Here is a 15,995-nt window from a genome sequence, read left to right on the forward strand (position 1 = left end):
CGGACTTGCGGCCATAATGGCGGCCTTGAATTTTTCCCAGACTCTGAAGGATCGCCTGTGAGCCAGCCCCTGATCGCCGCCCTGCAAAACCCGGCCCTCTACCCGCATCCGGTAGACGGGTTCCAGGTCATCGAAACCCATATTTCCTGGGTCATCCTCACAGGCCCCTTTGCTTATAAAGTGAAGAAGCCAGTGAATTTCGGCTTTCTTGACTTCACCAGCCTCGACGCCCGCGAGCATTTCTGCGCAGAAGAACTGCGCTTGAACCAGCGCCTGACCAACGATTTGTATCTGGAAGTGCTGCCAATCACCGGCAGTGCCGAAGCACCACAACTGGGCGGTGAAGGTCCGGTCGTCGATTTCGCCCTGAAAATGCGTCAATTCCCCCAAAGCCAGCTGCTCAGCACCCTGCAGGCCAATGGCGAACTGACCACCGCGCACATCGACGAGATGGCCGCGCAGATCGCTCAATTCCACCTCAACGCGCCGAAAGTTCCTGCCGAACACGAAGCTGGCACCCCGGACAGCGTCATGGCGCCCGTGCGTCAGAACTTCGAACAGATCCGCCCGTTCCTCAGCGATAAGGCCGATCTGCAGCAACTCGATGCCCTGCAAGCCTGGGCCGAAAGCAGCTTCGAACGCCTCAAGCCACTGTTCGCTCAGCGCAAGGCCGAGGGTTTCATCCGCGAATGCCACGGTGATATCCACCTGGGTAACGCCACCGTGATCGATGACAAGGTCGTGATCTTCGACTGCATCGAGTTCAACGAACCGTTCCGTTTCACCGACGTCTACGCCGACACCGGTTTCCTGGCGATGGACCTGGAAGACCGTGGCCTGAAGTCCCTCGCGCGCCGGTTCATCAGCCAATACCTGGAGCTGACCGGGGACTATCAAGGCCTTGAACTGCTGAACTTCTATAAAGCCTACCGCGCACTGGTTCGCGCCAAAGTCAGCCTGTTCAGCATGCCCGCCGAAGCCGATCCGGTGCAGCGCGCCACGACCCTGCGCCAGTACCGCAACTACGCCAACCTCGCGGAAAGCTACAGCACCATTCCTTCGCGTTTCATGGCGATTACCCACGGCGTGTCCGCCGTCGGCAAGAGCCGCGTCGCCATGCGTCTGGTCGAAGCGTTGGGCGCCATCCGCCTTCGCTCGGATGTAGAACGCAAACGACTGTTCGGCGAACAAACCGTACCGAATGACCCGCAGGCCGGCATTTATAGTGCCGACGCCAGCGCCGCCACCTACAGCCGTCTGCATGAGATTGCCGGGATCATCCTGCGCGCCGGTTTCCCGGTGGTGATCGATGCCACTTACCTCAAGCGCGACCAGCGCGACGGCGCGGCAAAAATCGCCGAGGCCACGGGTGCACCGTTCCTGATCCTCGATTGCAATGCGCCGCAAGCCGTAATCGAGAGCTGGCTGGCCCTGCGCCAGGCAGACAACAAGGACCCATCCGACGCCAACCTGGCCGTTATAGAAGCCCAGCAAGCCAATCGTGAACCGCTGACGCCAGCTGAGATTCTGTGCAGCAAGCGCGTCCAGACCAATGAAAGCGGGACGCTCGACACGGTCGTTGCGCAAATTCGTCAACGCATGCCAGGCCTGTAAAATTATTTCAGCCGTGAAGCCTCCCCTGGCTTCACGGCTGTCAAATAGTGGCACTACACTGGCGTCATAAAACCATCAGGTGATGCGACATGAGCCAGCCCAAATTTCTCGACACCCCGCTGTATGCCTTGCTGCACAAAGACGACATCACAGGCTTCAACAACGAACGGCCCAAAGACGGACCTATCGACATGGTCGGTGGCGATTTCCGCGGCCTGGACTTGCGCGAGCTGAACGCTGATGGCGTCGACTTTACCGATGCCTATTTCCGTTCCGCGGACTTGCGAGGCATCGACTTTCGCAACGCATCCCTCGAAGGTGCCAGCCTTGCGCACGCACAGATCTCCGGCGCGTACTTCCCGCCAGAGCTGAGCGCGGACGAGATCCTGATGTCGATGAACTTCGGCACTCGCCTGCGTTATCGCACTCGCTAAAACGACGCTTTACCTGACAGGTCCAGCGCCCCCGCTTTGCGCTGGACTCCGTGTGAGCCCCCAAAGGCTATCTAGTATCCCACCCCATTGCGTTCGCCGACATTCACTCAAGTTGAGTTTGCTTCTTAGAAGCTTTTACGTCGAAATCCACCAAACAATCACGCTTTTCCTACTGATGGCTACACTCCTGAGAAGTTCGCTCACGCACCGTTCGGCCGTCGCAAGGAGGCTTGATGAATGATGAACTGCAACACCTGAAAAATCTTGGCAAAACGTCGGCGCAGTGGTTGCATGCCGTGGGTATCCACAGCGCCTCGGACTTGCGTCGCCTTGGGGCGGTGGATGCATATCGGGCCGTGCGTACGCGCGGGTTTCGGGCGTCCAAGGTGTTGTTGTATGCGATCGAAGGCGCATTGATGGATGTGCACTGGAACGACATCCCAGCCGAACGTAAAGAAGACTTGAACAAACAACTGGAAGCGATTTCGTCACGCAACAAGGTTTGAAGGCATTGATTTCGCTCAGGCGCGCAGCCCGGACTACCCAGTAATGACTGGGCTTTGAAACGGGTTGACGGCCCATTTAAAAGAAATCAAAAAACAGCGGTTGACTTGGTAATGAGAATCGATATTATTATCACAACTGGTCGCGAGACTGGTCGATATTTGAAAAGCCCTTGGTTCGGACTCTCAGATATCTCCTCATCAGGCTAATCACGGTTATTTGACCCGGCTCTTGCCGGGTCTTTTTTTGCCCGTGAAAAACCTGGACGTTATTTGCCGAACTGCTGACGCATCTGCGCGCAATAATCCTGAGGCGGTGAAGCGGGGGTGTACCAGACGTAATCGGCCATTGTTGCTGTTACCAAGGCCCCCTGCTCTGCCAGCATCAATACCGTCGGCGCTTGCGCCTGCCCCAAATCCAGCATATGGATCGGCACGCCAACGTCCTTGCGCGCGTGATAGGCACCGGCAAACAGCAGTGAAGGCGTCGGGGCTGCCAGCAAACGCTCGGCCATTCGCCGATCTCGTTGCTGCTGGACCGCCAACATGGCGGGCATTTGTGAAGTGGGCAGCAAGCCGCAATGGGAGTCGCTGATCTGTGCCAGCAACGCTTCCTTGACCGACGCTGCATTGGACCGCGAACCGCTCAATGCCGGCGGTTTGGCGTAGACCGCACGCACCTCGAGGTTATCCAGATTGGCCGCGAGCAGCGGATAAGGCTGAGTCAGCGCGAAACGTACGATCGGCCCGTACAGGTCCCAGTCCCAACCCTCCTGCCAAGCCAAAGCAGCAGGCAAATTTTCCGGTGGTGTCGAGGCTTGACGAACACCATCGACGCGCTTTTGTTGATCCGGCGTAAGCATTTCCAGGAGCAAACTGCCTTGGGGCCGCCGCTCACCCAGCGACTGCAGCAACCACAGTTGCAGTTGGTGGTGATCGCGATTGTCATGCTGCTCACCGACGATCAGCCGTGAAGGCTTGGCAAGTCGTTCGATCAGTTCCGGCGCCGTCAGAGTTTCACCGGTACTCAGGTCCCGAATGTCAGCGCTGACCGGCGGTGGCTCCGAGACATGCTGGCAGGCACTCAATAGCAGTACGGCCAACAGCAAAATTCCACGCATGTTCACCTCGATGACAAGTATCAGCGGGCGATGATCAGCGGATGCCCACGCTCCGGGTGTTGCTGGACCAATACTTCCAGGCCGAACACGGCTTTGAGCGGCTCGGGTTTCAGGACCTGTTCCGGCGTATCCAGTGCCACCGGACGCCCGCCCTCAAGCAGTAACAGACGATCACAATAGCGCGCCGCCAGGTTCAGATCATGCAAGATGACCAATACGGCCCCTCCGCGATCGGCAAACTCGCGCACCGCTTGCAGTGTGGTGTGCTGATGCAGCGGGTCGAGCATCGAGGTCGGCTCATCGAGCAACAGCGTCTGCCCCGCCTCGCCCGGCCAGAGCTGCGCCAGCACCCGGGCCAGATGCACCCGCTGACGCTCGCCACCGGACAACGCCAGATAGCTGCGGCCACTCAGGTGCCCGGCATCGGCGGCGTGCAACGCGGCAGCGACAATCTCGTCATCGCGTACCCGACCGCTTTGATGGGGCAAACGCCCCATACCCACCACTTCTTCGACGAGAAAGGCAAAGTCCAGGGTCGACACCTGCGGCAGGACCGCCAGACGTTGCGCGCGCAACGCGGCGGCCCAGTGACGCAATTCGTGATCATCTAGCCAGACGCTTCCCTGATGGGCGTGCAATTCGCCGCACAAGGCACTCAGCAAAGTACTTTTGCCGGCGCCATTGGGACCGAGCACGCCAAGCACTTCGCCAGACAGGAGCTCAAGCGTGATGTCCGTCAGCACAGTCTTGGCGCCCCGACGGATTTGCAAGTTCTGCGAGCGCAACATCAGGCGCGCCTCCGGAGCAACAAGAACAGGAAAAATGGCGCACCAATAAAGGCCGTAACGATGCCGATCGGCAGTTCGGCGGGCGCCAGGGCCAGTCGCGCCACCAGATCGGCAAACAACAGAAGACTCGCACCTGCCAGTACCGAGGCGGGCAACAATACTCGATGATCGGGACCGGCCAGCAAGCGCACGAGGTGCGGCACCACCAGCCCGACAAATCCGATCATCCCCGCCGCCGCCACCGCCGCGCCAACCCCCAGTGCTGTGCAGAACACCAATTCGCGCTTGAGCCCCTCGACATTAATGCCCAGATGACCGGCCTCCGACTCTCCCAGCAACAACGCATTCAAGGCCTTGGCTCGACGCGGCAACCACAGCGCCACGCCCGCACTCACCACCAACAATGGCCAGAGTCGCGCGTAACTGGCGCCATTGAGGCTGCCCAAATTCCAGAATGTCAGCGTACGCAGGGTCGCGTCGTCAGCCAGATAGGTGAACAACCCCACCGCCGAACCCGCCAGAGCGGTCAATGCGATACCGGCCAGCAGCATCGTCGCGACGTTCGTCTGGCCGTTTCGTCGGCCCAGTCGATACACCAGCGCCGTCACCCCCAAGCCACCGAGAAACGCACATACCGACAGCAAATAAGGCCCGAACGACTCGGGCAGACCGCCAAACATTGACCCGCCCACAATCGCGATGGCCGCACCCAATGCTGCGCCGCTGGACACCCCCACCAATCCCGGGTCCGCCAGCGGGTTACGAAACAGGCCCTGCATCGCCACACCGGTCAGCGCCAGCACGCCGCCCACCGCCAGGCCCAGCAAGGTTCGCGGCAGTCGGATCTGCCCCACGATCAATTCGGCTTGCTCCAGACCGTCCGGCGCAATCGGCAATCCGACCAGGCGCAGCGCAGCGTGCAAGGTGTCGAGCAACGGCAAACTGACCGGCCCCAGCGCCAACGACAGCCAGATCGCCAGCAAACATAGAAGGCTCAGGCCAATGAACAGAGCACGAGGTTTAACCAGGACGGTCATTGGCCGGCCGTGCCAGGAAAGAACCCGTCAGACAGCTTTTTCAGGCTATCGGGCAACCGTGGTCCCAGCCCGCCCACCAGCAACGTCGGATCCAGCTCTATGACTCGACCATCCCTCGCCGCGCGGGTCGAGGACAGCATCGGGTTTTCCTTGAACAGTGCGGCACGCGCCGCATCCCCCATTAGAGCGCGGTCGGCAAACACCAGCACCTCAGGGTCCAGGCTCACCAGCGACTCGACAGAAAATGACTTATAGCCCGTATGCGTGGCCAGGTTGTGGCCACCCGCCTGTTGCAGCAACCAATCGGCGGCAGTGTCTTTGCCAGCGATGAGCGGTTTGCCGCCGGCATGCCCGAGCAGCATCAAAACGCCCGGTGATTGTTGCATCTGCTGTGCCTGGGTCACGCGGATTTTTTGTTGATCGAGTTGCGCCAGATAATGCTGGTACGCCTGGGCAGCCTGGTTTTCAGCTCCCAGCAACTTGCCCAGATGCTGCAAATTGCCCTGTAACGTCGGCAGATCCGGCTGAGCCGAGAACAACTCGACCTGCACCCCCGCGTTACGAATCTGCGAGAGCACTGGCGGCGGGCCCATTTCTTCGGTGCCGATGAGTAGCTGCGGGCGTAAGCTCAAGATGCCTTCCGCCGACAATTGGCGCTGATAGCCAATGCTTGGCAGCGCCTTGAGGCTTTCAGGATGCTGACTGGTGGTGTCGACACCGACCAGTTTCGATTCGCCCCCCAGTGCGCTCACCCATTCGGACAACGCGCCACCGGCACTGACCCAACGTTGCGGCAACTCGGCCGCTGCGCCAGGATGACTGACGAAGAGTCCGACACAGAACGCAGCAACGCGGGTACTCGGGCGCATAAACAGCTTCCTTTACAGTTTTCCCAGGCACCGAGATGGCAGGCCAAGTATTCTCGGCCTCTGGCACCTGCGCCGACGGGCAAGGCGGCCATTTGATAATTGTTTGCATTTGAACGTCAAGCTCGGACATTTCTGGTCACGAGACGCAGGACTAGAGGATAGACATGAAGTTTCTTTGCACAGGTGCCGAATTGGCTGACGCCAGCAGTCGCGGTTTCGACATCGAAGGGCAGAAGCTCTTTGCCGTACGCCGCGACGGCCAGGTCTACGTCTACGTCAATCGCTGCCCGCACCGTGGTGTCGGCCTGGAATGGACGCCAGACAGCTTTCTCGACCCCAGTAACAGCCTGATCCAGTGCGCCACCCACGGCGCACTGTTTCTGATCGAAGACGGCGAATGCGTTTCCGGCCCCTGCGCCGGTCAATCGTTGACCGCCGTGCCCTGCCGTGAAGACGCGCAAGGCATCTGGGTCAGCTTTTAGCCGTTGAGCAGCACGTCCAGGCGCCGATCAACCACCATCTCTTCATGGGTCAAACTCACGCCATAGGCCAGCACCTCGACCCCGCACGCCACGGCCTCACGCAAGGCCGCCGCGTAGGCCGAATCGATTTCTTCAGCAGGACGCACGGCATCGGTGCCGGTCAGGTTGACGCAATACAACTGAACCGCACGAATCCCGTCCCGGGCCAAATGCGCCAATTCGCGCAAATGCTTGGCCCCGCGCTGGGTCACCGCATCGGGAAACGCGGCCACCGAGGAACCGTCGAAGCCCAGGGTGACGCTTTTGACTTCTACATAAGCCGGGCCGCTGGGGTAATCGAGACGAAAATCGATTCGGCTGCTTTCCTGCCCATAGGCGACTTCGCGCTTGAACCCGGTAAAACCGTTCAGCTCACTGATCACACCGGCGCGTAGTGCCTCTTCAATCAATCCATTGGCTCGCCCGGTATTGACGCAAAACAAGCGCCCTTGAGGGGTTTCGCCGATTTCCCAGGTACCAGGCAACTTGCGCTTGGGGTCATTGGAGCGGCTGAACCAGACCTGCCCACCTTCAACCTGGCAATTGAGCATCGAGCCCGTGTTGGGACAATGAAGGGTCAGCAACTCGCCGCTAACGGTTTCGATATCGGCGAGAAAGCGCTTGTAACGCCGGATCAGGCGCCCTTCTTCGAGGGGAGGCTGAAAACGCATCAGCCTTGCCAGCTCTTCAAACCGCGAGCGATCCGCTCGACCGCTTCCTGCAAGCGCGGCAGGCTTTGGGTGTAGGCAAAACGCACGTGGTGTCCAGCGTGAAAGCGCCCGAAATCCAGTCCCGGGGTAATTGCCACGTGTTCAGTTTCGAGGAAGTGCCGACAGAACGCGAAGGCATCACCGCCGAACTTGCTGATATCCGCGTACAAATAGAACGCGCCTTCCGGCTCCACGGCAATGCCAAAACCCAGCTCGCGCAACGCAGGCAGCAGGAAATCGCGACGACGACCAAATTCGGCACGGCGCTCTTCGAGAATGCTGATGGTCGCCGGCTCAAAGCAGGCCAATGCGGCGTGCTGGGCCATGCTCGGCGCGCTGATGTAGAGATTTTGTGCGAGTTTTTCCAGCTCACCGACGGCAGCCGCCGGTGCGACCAGCCAACCGAGACGCCAGCCAGTCATGCCGAAGTATTTTGAAAAGCTGTTCAGCACAAATGCGTTGTCATCGACTTCCAGCACGCTGGCGGCATCGGTGCCGTACGTCAGGCCGTGATAGATCTCATCCACCACCAGATGGCCGTGTCGGAGCTTGATCGCCGCAGACAAGCTCGCCAGTTCGTCGCGCGTCAGGATCGTCCCGGTCGGATTGGCTGGGGAAGCCACTAACGCGCCCACGCTGTCGTGATCCCAGTGACGCGCGACCAGATCAGGGGTTAGCTGATAACGCACCTCCGGACCTACAGGAACAAGCTGCGCCGCACCCTCCACCAATCGCAGAAAGTGCCGGTTGCAGGGGTAGCCCGGATCCGCCAACAGCCAGTGCTTGCCCGGGTCCACCAGCAAGGCAGTGGCTAGCAATAAGGCGCCCGAACCGCCGGGGGTGATGAGGATTCGTTCGGGATCAATGTTCAACCCATAACGCTGCTGATAGAAATTGGAAATGGCCTCTCGAAGCTCGGGAATGCCCCGCGCAGCGGTGTAACGAGTCTTCCCCGCCGTCAATGCGGCCTGGCCGGCCTGAATGATCGGCTCGGCGGTGGTGAAGTCCGGCTCGCCGATTTCCAGGTGAATCACGTCGTGGCCAGCGGCTTGCAGTTCATTGGCCCGCGCCAGCAACGCCATGACGTGGAAAGGTTCGATTGCACGACTGCGGGCACTGTAGGACTGAGCCATTAGCCTTCCTTCAACAGAGAAAAGAATCAATTCTACCCATGCGCAGGAACGAGCGAGAGCCTAAAGCGGTCAGACGCCTTAGCACCTGACCATAAACGACTCAAACGAGTACTCCAAGTTTGACTAAAATCAATATTTGACCAGGTCTCCAACACCACCAGACAAGGCTTTGCAATGATTTGCAAGCGCCCCGAGCCACTACTTCAACATCCGGGAGTAGCGCGCCCCGATTTGATCTGGTAAGTTCGCCCGCTTGCAGCCGCAGGGCCGGCAGGTGTCGGTGATGGAGCAATCCTGCGCAGATGGATTACAAGAGTAGAGGCGGTCCATTTCATGCCCACCCAAGCAAAGCAACAGCAAAGCACGACAATCAGCGGCTTCGAACCCTACAAAGAAGTGAAGGGCGAGGAGTACATGGGCAAGCCCATGCGCGCGCACTTCACCAAGATCCTGAACAAGTGGAAACAGGACTTGATGCAGGAAGTCGACCGTACTGTTGATCACATGAAAGACGAAGCGGCCAACTTCCCGGACCCGGCAGACCGTGCCAGCCAGGAAGAAGAATTCAGCCTCGAGCTGCGTGCCCGCGACCGCGAGCGCAAGCTGATCAAGAAGATCGACAAGACACTGCAACTGATTGAAGACGAAGAATATGGTTGGTGCGAGTCCTGCGGCGTCGAAATCGGCGTCAAGCGACTGGAAGCCCGCCCTACCGCCGACATGTGCGTTGACTGCAAGACCCTGGCGGAAATCAAGGAAAAGCAAGTCGGCAAGTAACATCGACTTGAACGAAGAACGGAGCGTGCGAACGCTCCGTTTTTGTTTCTGACGCCAGCCAATACCTGTTGCGTCTTCAAAATCGCCATCGCGAGCAAGCTCGGCTCCTACAAGGGCCGGCGCAATCTCCTGTAGGAGCCGAGCTTGCTCGCGATGGCGGTTTCAAGCCGTGCCCACAGGACCAGACAAAGTAACATCGCGCCCATGACTGCCATCGCCTCCCCCACCTACATCGGGCGTTTCGCCCCCACGCCCAGTGGACATTTGCATTTCGGTTCGCTGGTCGCCGCACTGGCTTCATACCTCGACGCCCGCGCGGTGGGTGGCCGTTGGCTGATGCGCATGGAAGACCTCGACCCGCCACGGGAAGAACCCGGCGCTCAGGCGGCAATTCTCAAGGCACTTGAAAGCTACGGTTTTGAGTGGGACGGAGAAATGGTCCGCCAGAGCGACCGGCACGAGGCTTATGCTGAAGTGCTTAATCGCCTGTTCAATCACGGCCTCGCTTACGCCTGCACCTGCTCGCGCAAACAATTGGAACCGTATCACGGCATTTATCCGGGGCTGTGCCGCAACGCCGGCCACGGCACAGAAGACGCGGCGATTCGCCTGCGCGTGCCCGAACTGGAATACCACTTCATCGACCGCGTACAAGGCGAATACCGCCAGCATCTGGGGCGCGAGGTGGGTGATTTTGTGATTCGCCGTCGTGACGGGCTCTACGCTTATCAACTGGCCGTCGTGCTGGACGACGCCTGGCAAGGCATTACCGACATCGTGCGTGGCGCCGACCTGCTGGATTCCACGCCGCGCCAGCTCTATCTGCAAGAACTGCTCGGCCTGCGCCAACCGCGTTATCTGCACATCCCGCTGATTACCCAGCCCGATGGCAACAAACTCGGCAAATCCTACCGCTCGCCGCCGTTGACCGAAGATCAGGCGACACCTTTATTGCTGCGGGCATTGCGCGCACTCGGGCAAAACCCCGGCACCGAACTGACTTACGCCAGCCCACGGGAAGTATTGAACTGGGGCATTGCCCACTGGGATGCGGCACTTATCCCGCGCACACTGAACCTGCCCGAGGCGCAAGTGCAGTGATCGCACTTGCAGTGGCGCGCCCATCCGTTACCATCGCCGCACGTTTTCGGGCACGCGCATAAAAAAGAGAGGCCGGGATGTACATCTATCGCTTGGTCCTGCTCCTCGTAGTGGGGATTTATCTGTTTTCCCCGGCCATCATGGATTGGTGGATCGACGCCACTGGCGCCTGGTATCGCCCTTATCTGCTCTGGCTGATTCTGATTGTCGTGACCTTCATCCTGCAGAGCCAAAAAGATGCCGATGAGCTTTAGCCTGACCCAGATGATCCTGATCAGCGCCGCGTACCTGGCAGTGCTGTTCGGCGTGGCCTGGGTCAGCGAACGGGGCATGATCCCCCGGGCGATCATTCGCCACCCGCTGACGTACACCCTGTCATTGGGCGTTTACGCCAGTGCCTGGGCGTTTTATGGCACGGTGGGCCTGGCCTATCAGTACGGTTACGGATTCTTGTCCAGCTACCTCGGGGTCTCCGGCGCATTTTTGCTGGCGCCGGTGCTGCTGTACCCGATCCTGAAAATTACCCGCACCTATCAACTGTCGTCGCTGGCCGACCTGTTCGCGTTCCGTTTCCGCAGCACCTGGGCCGGCGCGCTGACCACGATTTTCATGCTGATCGGCGTGTTGCCGCTGCTGGCCTTGCAGATTCAAGCGGTCGCCGACTCCATCAGCATTCTCACCCGTGAGCCGGTGCAGCATCGGGTCGCCCTGAGCTTCTGCGCACTGATTACGCTGTTCACCATTTTCTTTGGCTCCCGCCACATCGCCACCCGCGAGAAACATGAAGGCCTGGTATTCGCCATTGCCTTCGAATCGGTGATCAAGTTGATCGCCATCGGCGGCGTGGGCCTGTATGCGTTGTATGGCGTGTTCGACGGCCCGCAACAGCTTGAACTCTGGCTGCTGCAAAACCAGACCGCCCTCGCCGCCTTGCACACACCGCTGCAAGAAGGGCCCTGGCGAACGCTGTTGCTGGTGTTCTTTGCCTCGGCGATTGTGATGCCGCACATGTATCACATGACCTTTACCGAAAACCTCAACCCGCGCTCGCTGGTCAGTGCGAGCTGGGGCTTGCCCCTGTTCCTGCTGCTGATGAGCCTGGCAGTGCCGCTGATTCTATGGGCCGGCCTGAAACTCGGCGCCACCACCAATCCCGAATACTTCACGCTGGGCATCGGCATCGCCGCCAACAGCAAGGCCTTGGCGCTGTTGGCGTATGTCGGCGGTCTGTCGGCGGCGAGCGGCCTGATCATCGTCACCACCCTGGCGCTGTCCGGGATGGCACTGAACCATCTGGTGTTGCCGCTCTATCAGCCACCGGCCGAAGGCAACATCTACCGCTGGTTGAAGTGGACCCGCCGGGCGCTGATCGTGGCGATCATCATGGCCGGCTACGGCTTCTACCTGCTGCTGGGTGCAGAACAGGATCTGGCGAACCTCGGCATCGTCGCGTTTGTCGCCACGTTGCAGTTCCTGCCAGGTGTCCTGTCAGTCCTGTACTGGCCGACCGCCAACCGCCGCGGCTTCATCGCCGGTTTGCTGGCAGGGATTCTGGTGTGGCTGGTAACGATGTTGTTGCCGCTGGTGGGCAATCTGCAGGGCTTCTATATTCCGCTGCTGAACATGATCTACGTGCTGGACGACACCAGTTGGCACATGGCGGCGATTGCCTCGCTGGCGGCCAACGTGCTGATGTTCACCCTGGTCTCGCTGTTCACCAATGCCAGCCCGGAAGAGGCCAGCGCCGCTGAAGCGTGCGCAGTGGACAATGTGCGTCGCCCGCAACGCCGCGAATTGCACGCCGCCTCCCCTCAGGAATTTGCCACACAGCTGGCAAAACCCTTGGGCGCCAAGGCGGCGCAAAAAGAAGTCGAACAGGCGCTACGCGATCTCTATCTGCCCTTCGACGAGCGCCGGCCTTACGCCTTACGCCGTTTGCGTGACCGCATTGAAGCCAACCTGTCCGGCCTGATGGGCCCGAGTGTGGCGCAGGACATGGTCGAAACATTCTTGCCTTATAAGGCGGGCGGCGAGAACTATGTCACCGAAGACATTCACTTCATCGAAAGTCGCCTTGAGGATTACCACTCGCGCCTGACCGGCCTTGCCGCCGAACTCGATGCCCTGCGCCGCTATCACCGCCAGACCTTGCAGGAACTGCCGATGGGCGTCTGCTCGCTGGCCAAGGATCAGGAAATCCTCATGTGGAACAAAGCCATGGAGGAACTGACGGGGATTGCCGCGCAGCGTGTGGTGGGTTCGCGCCTGAGCACCATTGCCGATCCGTGGAAAGAACTGCTGCAAGGCTTCATTAATTTGCCGGACGAGCATTTACACAAACAGCACCTGGCCCTCGATGGCCAGACCCGCTGGCTGAACCTGCACAAAGCGGCAATCGATGAACCGCTCGCACCGGGTAACAGCGGCTTGGTGTTGCTGGTGGAAGACCTGACCGAAACCCAGATGCTCGAAGACAAACTGGTGCACTCCGAGCGCCTGGCCAGCATTGGTCGACTCGCGGCGGGCGTGGCCCATGAAATCGGCAACCCGATTACCGGAATTGCTTGCCTGGCGCAGAACCTGCGCGAAGAGCGCGAAGACGATGGCGAGCTGAAGGAAATCAGCGGCCAGATCCTGGAGCAGACCAAGCGCGTGTCACGCATCGTTCAGTCGCTGATGAGCTTCGCCCACGCCGGCAGCCACCAGCAAAGCGACGAGCCCGTCTGTCTGGCCGAAGTGGCTCAGGATGCCATCGGCTTGCTGGCGCTGAACCGACGCAATTTCGAAGTGCAGTTCTATAACTTGTGCGACCCCGATCACTGGGTCGAAGGCGATCCGCAGCGACTCGCCCAAGTACTGATCAACCTGCTCTCAAACGCCCGGGACGCCTCGCCTCCCGGCAGCGCAGTACGGGTTAAAAGCGAAGCCGGCGAACACACGGTCGACTTGATCGTGGAAGACGAAGGCAGCGGTATTCCGAAGAACATCATGGACCGATTGTTCGAACCTTTCTTCACCACCAAGGATCCTGGCGAAGGCACCGGTCTGGGCCTTGCACTGGTCTATTCCATCGTTGAAGAGCATTATGGACAAATCACCATCGACAGCCCGGCTGATATTCAAAGCCAACGCGGCACCCGTATCCGGGTGACCTTGCCGCGTCATGTCGAAGCGACGTCCGCTGTGAACTGAGACCGTCGAGAGTATCGAATCAATGCCGCACATTTTGATCGTCGAAGACGAAACAATTATCCGCTCCGCCTTGCGCCGCCTGCTGGAACGTAACCAGTACCAGGTCAGCGAAGCCGGTTCAGTGCAGGAAGCACAAGAACGCTTCACTATTCCCACGTTCGACCTGATCGTCAGTGACCTGCGCCTACCCGGCGCGCCCGGCACCGAGTTGATCAAACTCGGCCAGGGCACGCCGGTGCTGATAATGACCAGCTACGCCAGCCTGCGTTCGGCGGTCGACTCGATGAAGATGGGCGCGGTGGATTACATCGCCAAGCCTTTCGATCACGATGAAATGCTCCAGGCCGTCGCCCGTATCCTGCGCGACCGGCAATCACTGCCAGCCAACGGCGAACCTGCCGCTGGCAAAGCAGGCAATGGCGCCGCAAAGGCTGGCGTCGATAACAGCAACGGCGAAATCGGCATTATCGGTTCGTGCCCGCCGATGCAGGACCTGTACAGCAAAATCCGCAAAGTTGCGCCAACCGATTCCAATGTCCTGATTCAAGGTGAATCCGGTACCGGTAAAGAGTTGGTGGCGCGTGCCCTGCATAACCTGTCCAAGCGCGCCAAGGCACCGATGATTTCGGTGAACTGCGCAGCCATTCCGGAAAGCCTGATCGAGTCCGAGCTGTTCGGTCACGAAAAAGGCGCGTTCACCGGCGCCAGCGCCGGGCGTGCCGGTCTGGTGGAAGCGGCAGACGGCGGCACCCTCTTCCTCGATGAAATCGGCGAATTGCCCCTTGAAGCCCAGGCCCGCTTGCTGCGCGTGTTGCAGGAAGGCGAAATTCGCCGGGTGGGCTCGGTGCAATCGCAGAAGGTCGACGTACGCCTGATCGCCGCAACCCACCGGGACCTCAAGAGCCTGGCAAAAATCGGCCAGTTCCGTGAAGACTTGTATTACCGCCTCCACGTGATCGCCCTGAAGCTGCCGGCCTTGCGCGAGCGCGGTGCGGACGTTAACGAAATCGCCAATGCGTTCCTGGCGCGGCAGAGCGCGCGGGTCAACCGCACCGATCTGAAATTCGCCCCGGATGCCGAACAGGCGATTCGTCATTACACCTGGCCTGGTAACGTTCGTGAGCTGGAAAACGCCGTCGAGCGCGCGGTCATCCTGTGCGAAAGCCCGGAGATTTCTGCCGAGCTGCTGGGTATCGACATCGAATTGAGTGGCCTGGATGAGGACGAGTTCATCGGCCTGGCACCGCAACAGGGCAACAATGGCAGCAACTCCAGCCATGAGCCGACCGAAGACCTGTCACTGGAAGACTACTTCCAGCATTTCGTCCTCGAGCATCAGGACCACATGACCGAAACCGAACTGGCCCGCAAACTCGGGGTCAGCCGCAAATGCCTGTGGGAGCGCCGTCAGCGCCTGGGCATCCCGCGGCGCAAGACCGGGGTCGCCAGCGAAAGCTGAATGTCACCTGTCCGATGCGTGGGTAACACGTGACTTCGTGAAAAAACTGTTACCTCAGATTTTTCACGTAACAGAAGCCGGGGCTTACGGTAACGAAGCCCCGGCTTTTTTTGGCCTTGAAAAACCCCATCGGCCGACCTAACCCCTTGTTTTACTGGGGTTCGCAAAAGTTGGCACGCACCCTGCAATATGTTTGGTACAAGAACAATAACAAGCAATGCATAACATAATAAAAATAAGACGAATCGACTCACGCACAATAAAAACAAGACGGCGAGAGGCGCAGCTAACTGATTCTTTTGGAGAGGCGTTGTATTTGGGGCTTGCCCCACGACCAGGCCGAGAATAATAAAAAACTGTCCTAAGACAGTGCCTGAACTGGTTGGATCGCAAGATCACTGCAGCACAGCGACCAAAGCAATCCGTTTGCTCTTGGCTCCCGATTGGGAGGGTCATGAAGGAAAAGCTTCATGGCGAGGGCACTTAACAAAAACAAAAAGCCCGAAACCAATAATAAAAATAGAGCATGCAACTACTTCTTGGGGAGCTTCGGCTCCCCTTGTAGTTTCTGCGATTCGAAAAAACCGCTCGAATCTGCCTTGTCTTTCTCTGGAAGCCTGCGGCTTACAGCTCATATCTGCTGTGTCCTACACCATCCCTCGACTAAATGCTAGAATCCCCGCCCATCATGCGGTCATTCTTCTGTTATGGCCGAACATTCCTTCAAACAGTGCAT

Annotated in this window: 15 protein-coding genes; 9 read left to right on the forward strand and 6 right to left on the reverse strand. The window is 59.4% G+C overall.

All coding sequences use genetic code 11. From position 1 onward, the window contains the following. The first annotated feature begins 57 nt into the window (after positions 1-57). The 3 genes from ACA048_RS25035 (at position 58) to ACA048_RS25045 (ending at position 2,554) form a co-directional block, all read left to right on the forward strand. Entirely contained in the window at positions 58-1,614 is a 1,557-nt protein-coding gene (locus ACA048_RS25035; protein WP_497626716.1) for a bifunctional aminoglycoside phosphotransferase/ATP-binding protein, read from the forward strand. Between the two features lie 89 nt (positions 1,615-1,703). Further along, complete coding sequence (locus ACA048_RS25040) at positions 1,704-2,048, forward strand: pentapeptide repeat-containing protein (RefSeq protein WP_310339230.1); 345 nt, start codon at positions 1,704-1,706, stop codon at positions 2,046-2,048. A 233-nt stretch (positions 2,049-2,281) separates the two neighbouring features. Further along, positions 2,282-2,554: a TfoX/Sxy family protein gene (locus tag ACA048_RS25045; protein ID WP_497626717.1), complete on the forward strand. Its 273-nt coding sequence runs from the start codon at positions 2,282-2,284 to the stop codon at positions 2,552-2,554. A 266-nt stretch (positions 2,555-2,820) separates the two neighbouring features. Here ACA048_RS25045 and ACA048_RS25050 read toward each other — a convergent pair whose 3' ends face one another. The 4 genes from ACA048_RS25050 to ACA048_RS25065 are packed head-to-tail and all read right to left on the reverse strand — an operon-like array spanning position 2,821 to position 6,366. Beyond that, on the reverse strand, positions 2,821-3,672 hold the full coding sequence (locus ACA048_RS25050) for a ChaN family lipoprotein (RefSeq protein ID WP_497626718.1): 852 nt from the start codon (positions 3,670-3,672) through the stop codon (positions 2,821-2,823). 20 nt (positions 3,673-3,692) lie between these two features. Further along, complete coding sequence (locus ACA048_RS25055; RefSeq protein ID WP_497626719.1) at positions 3,693-4,460, reverse strand: heme ABC transporter ATP-binding protein; 768 nt, start codon at positions 4,458-4,460, stop codon at positions 3,693-3,695. Next, the gene (locus ACA048_RS25060) at positions 4,460-5,443 is read right to left on the reverse strand and encodes a FecCD family ABC transporter permease (RefSeq protein ID WP_452628996.1); all 984 of its coding nucleotides are present in this window, start codon (positions 5,441-5,443) and stop codon (positions 4,460-4,462) included. The genes ACA048_RS25055 and ACA048_RS25060 overlap by 1 nt, the downstream gene beginning before the upstream one ends. A gap of 50 nt (positions 5,444-5,493) precedes the next feature. Further along, the gene (locus ACA048_RS25065) at positions 5,494-6,366 is read right to left on the reverse strand and encodes a heme/hemin ABC transporter substrate-binding protein (RefSeq protein ID WP_497626720.1); all 873 of its coding nucleotides are present in this window, start codon (positions 6,364-6,366) and stop codon (positions 5,494-5,496) included. Positions 6,367-6,530: 164 nt separating this feature from the next. Between ACA048_RS25065 and ACA048_RS25070 the strand changes: the two genes are divergently transcribed. Further along, positions 6,531-6,848, forward strand: coding sequence for a Rieske (2Fe-2S) protein (locus tag ACA048_RS25070; protein ID WP_497626721.1), 318 nt, complete (start codon positions 6,531-6,533; stop codon positions 6,846-6,848). On the opposite strand, the gene sfsA is transcribed toward ACA048_RS25070, so the two are convergent. Beyond that, a complete protein-coding gene (gene sfsA, locus ACA048_RS25075; RefSeq protein ID WP_497626722.1) occupies positions 6,845-7,558 on the reverse strand; it encodes a DNA/RNA nuclease SfsA in 714 nt (237 codons plus the stop codon). The genes ACA048_RS25070 and sfsA overlap by 4 nt on opposite strands. After that, entirely contained in the window at positions 7,558-8,730 is a 1,173-nt protein-coding gene (locus ACA048_RS25080) for a pyridoxal phosphate-dependent aminotransferase (protein WP_497626723.1), read from the reverse strand. Before ACA048_RS25080 ends, sfsA begins: the two co-directional genes overlap by 1 nt. 333 nt (positions 8,731-9,063) lie before the next feature. On the opposite strand from ACA048_RS25080, the gene dksA reads away from it, so the two are divergent. From dksA to ACA048_RS25105, 5 genes are all read left to right on the forward strand, one after another. Next, positions 9,064-9,507, forward strand: coding sequence for an RNA polymerase-binding protein DksA (gene dksA, locus ACA048_RS25085; RefSeq protein ID WP_007948662.1), 444 nt, complete (start codon positions 9,064-9,066; stop codon positions 9,505-9,507). Between the two features lie 204 nt (positions 9,508-9,711). Continuing rightward, entirely contained in the window at positions 9,712-10,608 is an 897-nt protein-coding gene (gluQRS, locus tag ACA048_RS25090; RefSeq protein ID WP_497626724.1) for a tRNA glutamyl-Q(34) synthetase GluQRS, read from the forward strand. A 77-nt stretch (positions 10,609-10,685) separates the two neighbouring features. Further along, positions 10,686-10,862, forward strand: coding sequence for a hypothetical protein (locus tag ACA048_RS25095; protein WP_003176118.1), 177 nt, complete (start codon positions 10,686-10,688; stop codon positions 10,860-10,862). After that, the gene (locus tag ACA048_RS25100) at positions 10,846-13,800 is read left to right on the forward strand and encodes a sensor histidine kinase (RefSeq protein ID WP_497626725.1); all 2,955 of its coding nucleotides are present in this window, start codon (positions 10,846-10,848) and stop codon (positions 13,798-13,800) included. Before ACA048_RS25095 ends, ACA048_RS25100 begins: the two co-directional genes overlap by 17 nt. Positions 13,801-13,822: 22 nt before the next feature. Continuing rightward, positions 13,823-15,259: a sigma-54-dependent transcriptional regulator gene (locus ACA048_RS25105; protein WP_497626726.1), complete on the forward strand. Its 1,437-nt coding sequence runs from the start codon at positions 13,823-13,825 to the stop codon at positions 15,257-15,259. Positions 15,260-15,995 lie beyond the last annotated feature (736 nt).

The organism is Pseudomonas sp. LBUM1659, from assembly GCF_059716045.1.

Excerpts from the sequence above, each read along its gene's own strand:
- ACA048_RS25080 (WP_497626723.1), bottom strand. The coding sequence starts at position 8,730 with ATGGCTCAGTCCTACAGTGCCCGCAGTCGTGCAATCGAACCTTTCCAC.
- ACA048_RS25095 (WP_003176118.1), top strand. The coding sequence starts at position 10,686 with ATGTACATCTATCGCTTGGTCCTGCTCCTCGTAGTGGGGATTTATCTG.
- ACA048_RS25040 (WP_310339230.1), top strand. The coding sequence starts at position 1,704 with ATGAGCCAGCCCAAATTTCTCGACACCCCGCTGTATGCCTTGCTGCAC.
- ACA048_RS25100 (WP_497626725.1), top strand. The coding sequence starts at position 10,846 with ATGCCGATGAGCTTTAGCCTGACCCAGATGATCCTGATCAGCGCCGCG.
- sfsA (WP_497626722.1), bottom strand. The coding sequence starts at position 7,558 with ATGCGTTTTCAGCCTCCCCTCGAAGAAGGGCGCCTGATCCGGCGTTAC.
- ACA048_RS25055 (WP_497626719.1), bottom strand. The coding sequence starts at position 4,460 with ATGTTGCGCTCGCAGAACTTGCAAATCCGTCGGGGCGCCAAGACTGTG.
- ACA048_RS25050 (WP_497626718.1), bottom strand. The coding sequence starts at position 3,672 with ATGCGTGGAATTTTGCTGTTGGCCGTACTGCTATTGAGTGCCTGCCAG.
- ACA048_RS25070 (WP_497626721.1), top strand. The coding sequence starts at position 6,531 with ATGAAGTTTCTTTGCACAGGTGCCGAATTGGCTGACGCCAGCAGTCGC.
- ACA048_RS25045 (WP_497626717.1), top strand. The coding sequence starts at position 2,282 with ATGAATGATGAACTGCAACACCTGAAAAATCTTGGCAAAACGTCGGCG.
- dksA (WP_007948662.1), top strand. The coding sequence starts at position 9,064 with ATGCCCACCCAAGCAAAGCAACAGCAAAGCACGACAATCAGCGGCTTC.
- gluQRS (WP_497626724.1), top strand. The coding sequence starts at position 9,712 with ATGACTGCCATCGCCTCCCCCACCTACATCGGGCGTTTCGCCCCCACG.
- ACA048_RS25105 (WP_497626726.1), top strand. The coding sequence starts at position 13,823 with ATGCCGCACATTTTGATCGTCGAAGACGAAACAATTATCCGCTCCGCC.
- ACA048_RS25065 (WP_497626720.1), bottom strand. The coding sequence starts at position 6,366 with ATGCGCCCGAGTACCCGCGTTGCTGCGTTCTGTGTCGGACTCTTCGTC.